Origin of the sequence: Siphonobacter sp. (assembly GCF_048595215.1) — a bacterium.
Lineage (GTDB): Bacteria > Bacteroidota > Bacteroidia > Cytophagales > Spirosomataceae > Siphonobacter.
In genome coordinates, this window is record NZ_JBMDWJ010000032.1 from 1 (window position 1) to 5849 (window position 5849).

Sequence of the window (5849 nt, forward strand, 5' to 3'; positions counted from 1 at the left end):
TAATCGTAGTACCCCATGAGATCTTTTTTACTCGGCCTGCTGCTCAGTGGCTTGCTGTGTGCCTGCCAGTCCAAACCCGCCAGCCCCCCGGATTCTCCCCCCGTCACCCCAATCGAAGTATCCGGCTCACCCATCTCAGCCACGCAGGCCCGGGAAGAAATCAGCCTACTGAGTGCCATTTTAAACCAGGAACTCGGCGGCGTGAAGGCCTATGAGCACCTGAACGAAACTAGTGCCGATACCAGCGTTTTTCATAAGCGATTTAAGATTAATCTAGCCGAGCTGCGTCAGTTTTACCAGGGACAGAAGAATCTAATTGTCTACCCCGTCCTGACCGACCTAGACCAACCTCTGAGCTTGCTCCTAGGTACGACGGGCCAGGCCGATACCTTAAACGCAGGGTATTTTAAGGGTATTGCTCCCGCCCAGGCTCAACTCTATAAAGAAAATTTCCGCTACCAACTCCTGAGTACGGGTCTAGATAGTTTGCTACTGCCGCCCTCTTTTTTCAAGAATTACTTTTATTACAGCCTACCCACACCCATTGACCGGTTGGAAAACTGGCTTAGCGAACTCTTTCCAAGGGGATCTTATCCTGAGTACATCTACCTTTCGCCGGGCTTACTGTCTCGCCCTACGGGTGGAGCTTACCTAACCATTATTTACTCCGTGCCCATAGTCCCCGAAAAAGACGCTGCTGTCGAAGATGCATACTTTAACGTGATTAAAAACTGCCCGCCACCTAGTGTTTGTAAATAAGCTTTCTATTTATAATGAGTGATTTTGATCCGTACGTTATCGCGATCCTTTTTTTAATGGCCTTAGCTCTGGGATTGGCTAGCTACCGCTTCAGTAGGCTCCCCACAAGCCTACGCTATTTTTGGGGCTTATTGCTCATTACGTTGCTAAGCGAATGCGTCGCTTTTTACGCCCGGGTAGTGTATCACCACAACCTGATGGTTTACAATACCTATTGGCCCCTAGCCTATGCTTTGGCCACCCTGGGCTACGCTGAGGAATTACGCAGCCCCTGGTTGAAACGAAGTCTGATTTTCTACGGAATTTTTTACGTGGGTAATATCCTTTGGTGGCAACCCTTTCACTCCATGGCTGGTACGAATAGTCTGCTACTTTCCCTACTGCTAACCAGCGTTTGGGCCCTGTGGTATTTTCAGCGATTGCTGCAACAGCCCCATCCGGTTTTTCAGTACCGCCTGTTTTGGATTAGCTGTGGTTTTTTACTTTTTAATGCAACGTGTCTGCCCCTGCAGGCCCTGCATAATACTTTAGGCGAAGACCTGCGGATGCACTACTGGTTTGATCGGGTAGGTTTTCTGGCTAACATTGCCCTGTACGCTTGTTTTGCCCTTACGTTTGTGGGAAAACAAGAACGATTACCCCTTCCCAAGCGCGTATGACGTTTTCGGATCACTTTCTCATTGCCTGCCTCGTCGTCTGCTTACTGCTGGCGACGCTGGCGGGCTTTGTCATTGTCAATACCGTTCGTTACCAGCAACGCTACCGCCGCCACCAACGCGAGCAGCAAGCCCTGAAAGCCGCTTTTGCCCAGGAGCTGCTGGAATCCCAACTCGAAATTCAGACGGCTATCCTTGAGCACATCAGCCAGGATTTGCACGATCACGTGGGGCAGCTTCTATCGGTCGTGCGATTGGGCCTATTTAGTTTACGTAATAAAGCAACCGATGCAGCCCTCAAACAGGAAGTCAACGAGGTAAATGCCCTGCTGCAGGAAGCCGTCCAAGCGGTACGAGACGTAACCAAAACGCTAAATCCGGGGGTCATTGAAACCTTCGGATTGTACGAGAGTGCCGTCTTTGAGGCGAATCGAATCCGCAAAGTAAGCCAGCTGGAGTTGGAAGTAAGCCTGGAGGGATCTCCCTATGCCTTACCCGAGCGGCAGGACTTATTGCTTTTCCGTATGATTCAAGAAATCTTAAATAATGCCCTCAAGCACGCTCAGGCCAGCCAGATTTCCCTGCATTTTTCATACGACTCTCATTCGTTACGCATCCACATTACCGATAATGGATGCGGTTTTTCCGCACAACCCACACCGTCCGTAGCAGGCAGCGGACTGGGCCTGAAAAACCTGCATCGACGCGTTGAGTTGCTCAAAGGAGATCTGCACATTGATAGTCAGCCGCAACGGGGTACGTCCGTAACCATTGCCGTACCGACCCTAGGGTAAGCGGGGCATCCCTGCTCTTACCTCGCTTCTAGTAGCGGTATAGGAAACCCCTACTTACCGAAATTTTTCCAGCAATAACAAAGGATTTTCTACCGAGTTAGCCCCTGATTCCAAGCAGATTCTGTATTTTTAACCTTTAAAGGAATTATCCTTTCATAACCGCACCTATAACTCCGACTTAAGTCAGAGTCCGCCATTTCATGAATTACTTAAAAGAAGAGCTATTTACGCTGATCAAAAGTGATCAGCGTATCTTTGACTTTGTCCTGGAGTCCGGCTTATGGTCCTGGGACTTGTCTCGGCCCGAACACCAGTGGATGAGTCCACACTTCTGGAGCCTACTGGGCTACGATTCCGTACCTGATCTATTACCCGAAGCCTTTATTCACCCGCAGGACGAGTACTTGGCTCGCCACTTTGCCGATGCCCATCTAGCCGATAGCCAAGCTCCCTGCCAAGCCGTTATCCGGTATTTTCACCGTACGGGTTCCCTGGTATGGATCCGAATGAAGGGTCTGGCCATTCGCAATGCGGAACAGCTTCCGTTCCGGCTTTTGATTACTTTTTCGGATATCACCAAGGAGAAACAGGCTGAGCTGGCTTCTCAACACGAAGCGGCCCTCTACAATTACATCGCCGCTACTGGCTTACTGTACTTGGTTAAAACCGATGAACAGGGGCATTATCGCTTTTTGAACCAAAGTTTCTGTCAGGATTTTGGGCTGGATTCACAAGCTGATTTAGGACGCTCTTTGCTCGAAGATGTCATCAAGAAAGATCAAGACAAAGCACAATCCCTACTCACCTATAACCAATGGCCTACGGCTGCTCCCCAGGCCATGAGTCTTCGGCAGATGGGCAGCAACGGTGACATCCGCAGCATCGAATGGCTCTTGATGGGTCCAACGAGTAGTGCCCATGAATTTTTGCTCATTGGCCGTGACTTAACCAAGAATCACAAGGTAGAAAGGGACTTCTCGCTGCTCATTGCCAACATGAGCGATGTGCTCACCACGATTACACCCGAGGGCCTTTTAACCTACGCTTCGGCCAGTTGGACGAATGTCTACGGGTATTCACTTCAGGAAACGCTAGGTCAGTCCGTAGCCAGCTTTGTGCATCCCGATGACCTGGCCGTCTGCATGGAAGCGTTGACGCTGACGCTGACCACGAATACCGTACAGCCAGGGGTGGAACATCGGATCCGTCACAAAAATGGCTCTTGGTGCTGGGCCATCACTACGGCCGGCGTGAATGAACTCGGCGGAGAAATTATCTTAACCAGCCACGACATTACGGATCGGAAAGCTGCCGAAGCCGAACTGCATCATACCCGGCAACTGCTCGAACAAACCAGCCAAATGGCTCAGGTGGGTGGGTGGGAATACCATATGGATCGTCAAGAGCTCTTTATGTCGAAAGTCACCCGGCAAATTTACGAGCTGCCGATCAATGCTCCGGTGAGTCTATCCCAAGCCCTGGCTTTGCTCGGCCGGAACAAAGGCCGACTCAAGCGACGGGCGATGCGGGCCCTGCAAAAGGGTCAGCCCTGGGACGAAGAAATTCAGATTAAAACGGCTCAGGGTCAGCCCAAGTGGATTCGGACGCTTGGACACGTAGAAATCGTGGAGGGTCGCTGCCAACGGTTCTACGGGAGCGTACAAGATGTGGATGAAAAGAAAAAGGTAGAAACGAAGATTGTCCAAGCTCAACAGCAAGCCCTAGCGGCCAGCCGGGCCAAATCCGAATTTCTGGCTAACATGAGTCACGAAATCCGAACGCCTTTAAATGGCGTGGTTGGCTTTAGTGAGCTCCTGCTGAAAACACCGCTGGACCAAACTCAGCATGAGTATGTAAAGTTGGTTGTACAATCGGCTCAAACTTTACTGGACATTATCAATGACATTCTAGATTTTTCTAAAATCGAAGCCGGTCATTTAGAATTATCTCCCGAGACGGTTGATTTGCCCGAATTAGCCAGTCAGGTTACGGACCTCATCCTGTTTCAGGCTCACCAGAAAAATATCGAAGTCTTACTCGATCTCAGTTCCGACGTCACTCGGTTTATTCAAGCCGACGGCGTTCGCTTACGTCAGGTCTTGGTCAACCTGCTCAGTAATGCCATGAAGTTTACCGAGGCAGGCGAGATTGAACTTAAGGTGCAAAGCCTTGGTGTGCAAACCTCGGGTTTAACGCGTTTCCGCTTTTCGGTACGCGATACGGGCATTGGTATTCATCCCGACCAGCATGAGCGGATCTTCGAAGCCTTTGCCCAGGAAGATGCCTCAACAACCCGACGTTTCGGCGGCACGGGGCTAGGATTGAGTATCTCTACCAAGTTGCTGGCGTTGATGAACAGTGCGTTAAAACTCGAGAGTACGCCGGGCCAGGGTAGCTTATTTTACTTTGAAATCGACTTACCGGTCCTTGAAGATGCCCCCGTGCTTACGGCTGATTTGCACCATCTTCAACAGGTCTTAATTGTGGATGACAACGCGACCAACCGCCGTATTGTTACCGATATGTTAGCCTTACAAGAGATTCGCTGTCAGCACGCGAGTTCAGGTGAAGAAGCCTTAGAGCTGTTGCAGGGAGACACCTGCTTTGATGTCGTGCTCATGGACTACCATATGCCCGCCCTGGATGGCTTGCAAACGATTCGCCGCATTCGCCAGCAATTACACCTTTCGGGAAAGGAGCAGCCTATCATTATGCTGTGTAGTTCTTCGGATGATCCGCTGCTCAACGAAGCCATGCGTCCCCTCGATATTGATGCCCGGCTGTTGAAGCCTATTAAAATGCAACAACTTTATCAGGCACTCGCTCGTTTGCAACAACCCGCGTGCCCACCTGACCAGCCTTTGGCCGCGACAACCGTCTTGAGTGAACAGCCCCTGAAAATATTAATCGCCGAGGACAATGCCGTCAACATGCTCTTGGCTAAAACTATTCTTAAACGCAGCTTTCCTCAGGCCACCTTACTGGAAGCGACAACGGGCCGACAGGCCATCGAGCAATTCATACACCACCAGCCCGATCTGATTTTTATGGATGTGCAAATGCCCGAACTTAATGGCTACGAAGCGACGCTGGAAATCCGTAAACTCGAAACGCACCATCGCACGCCCATCCTAGCACTTACGGCCAGTGCCGTACTCGGCGAGCGGGAACGTTGCCTAGCCGCGGGTATGGACGATTACCTCATCAAGCCCGTAGTCAAAGCGGCCCTGCTTTCGGCACTTCAGCACTGGCTAGACCGTAAGCCCGTTTAGACGTCGGTACCTTTTTTTCGATGCATGTTGCGATTAGTCTATATATTGAGTATTATAGACTAAAATCAAAAATTACCCTCCTCTATTTTTATTGTAGGGCCTGTACACATTGTATTATAAAAACATTTATCTTGCGGTCAGATTTAGCGTAAGCATCAAAAAATTAGAAGATTTTCCCTTCATGGGCAGAATGAAGGGGCCTATACCCTACCGAACCATCCCGCCAGACTCGGTAGTCATCTGCCTTTTGCTCCCGGCCTTGAAAATAGGTTCGGGAGCTTTTTTTATAGCCATTTCAATGCACCCTTCTTCCCTTTTACCAAGTAATTTTTAAAATATTTTCAATTCTTTTTAATCATTTATCCCTC

The 5849-nt window shown here is 50.0% G+C and carries 4 protein-coding genes; all 4 read left to right on the forward strand.

Annotated elements, in window-relative coordinates; translation table 11 throughout:
• Positions 1-15 precede the first annotated feature (15 nt).
• The 4 genes from ACOJTG_RS02195 to ACOJTG_RS02210 all read left to right on the forward strand — a co-directional run bounded on the left by ACOJTG_RS02195 (position 16) and on the right by ACOJTG_RS02210 (position 5481).
• Entirely contained in the window at positions 16-759 is a 744-nt protein-coding gene (locus ACOJTG_RS02195; RefSeq protein ID WP_420152307.1) for a hypothetical protein, read from the forward strand.
• Positions 760-815: 56 nt separating this feature from the next.
• Positions 816-1418 carry a hypothetical protein gene (locus tag ACOJTG_RS02200; RefSeq protein WP_420152308.1) on the forward strand — a complete coding sequence of 201 codons (603 nt, stop codon included), beginning with the start codon at positions 816-818 and terminating at the stop codon, positions 1416-1418.
• The gene (locus ACOJTG_RS02205) at positions 1415-2209 is read left to right on the forward strand and encodes a sensor histidine kinase (protein ID WP_420152309.1); all 795 of its coding nucleotides are present in this window, start codon (positions 1415-1417) and stop codon (positions 2207-2209) included. Before ACOJTG_RS02200 ends, ACOJTG_RS02205 begins: the two co-directional genes overlap by 4 nt.
• 200 nt (positions 2210-2409) lie before the next feature.
• Complete coding sequence (locus tag ACOJTG_RS02210; RefSeq protein ID WP_420152310.1) at positions 2410-5481, forward strand: response regulator; 3072 nt, start codon at positions 2410-2412, stop codon at positions 5479-5481.
• Positions 5482-5849 lie beyond the last annotated feature (368 nt).

Bases quoted from the DNA above. Each gene is read 5' to 3' on its own strand.
- ACOJTG_RS02200 (WP_420152308.1), top strand. From the start codon at position 816: ATGGCCTTAGCTCTGGGATTGGCTAGCTACCGCTTCAGTAGGCTCCCC.
- ACOJTG_RS02205 (WP_420152309.1), top strand. From the start codon at position 1,415: ATGACGTTTTCGGATCACTTTCTCATTGCCTGCCTCGTCGTCTGCTTA.
- ACOJTG_RS02210 (WP_420152310.1), top strand. From the start codon at position 2,410: ATGAATTACTTAAAAGAAGAGCTATTTACGCTGATCAAAAGTGATCAG.
- ACOJTG_RS02195 (WP_420152307.1), top strand. From the start codon at position 16: ATGAGATCTTTTTTACTCGGCCTGCTGCTCAGTGGCTTGCTGTGTGCC.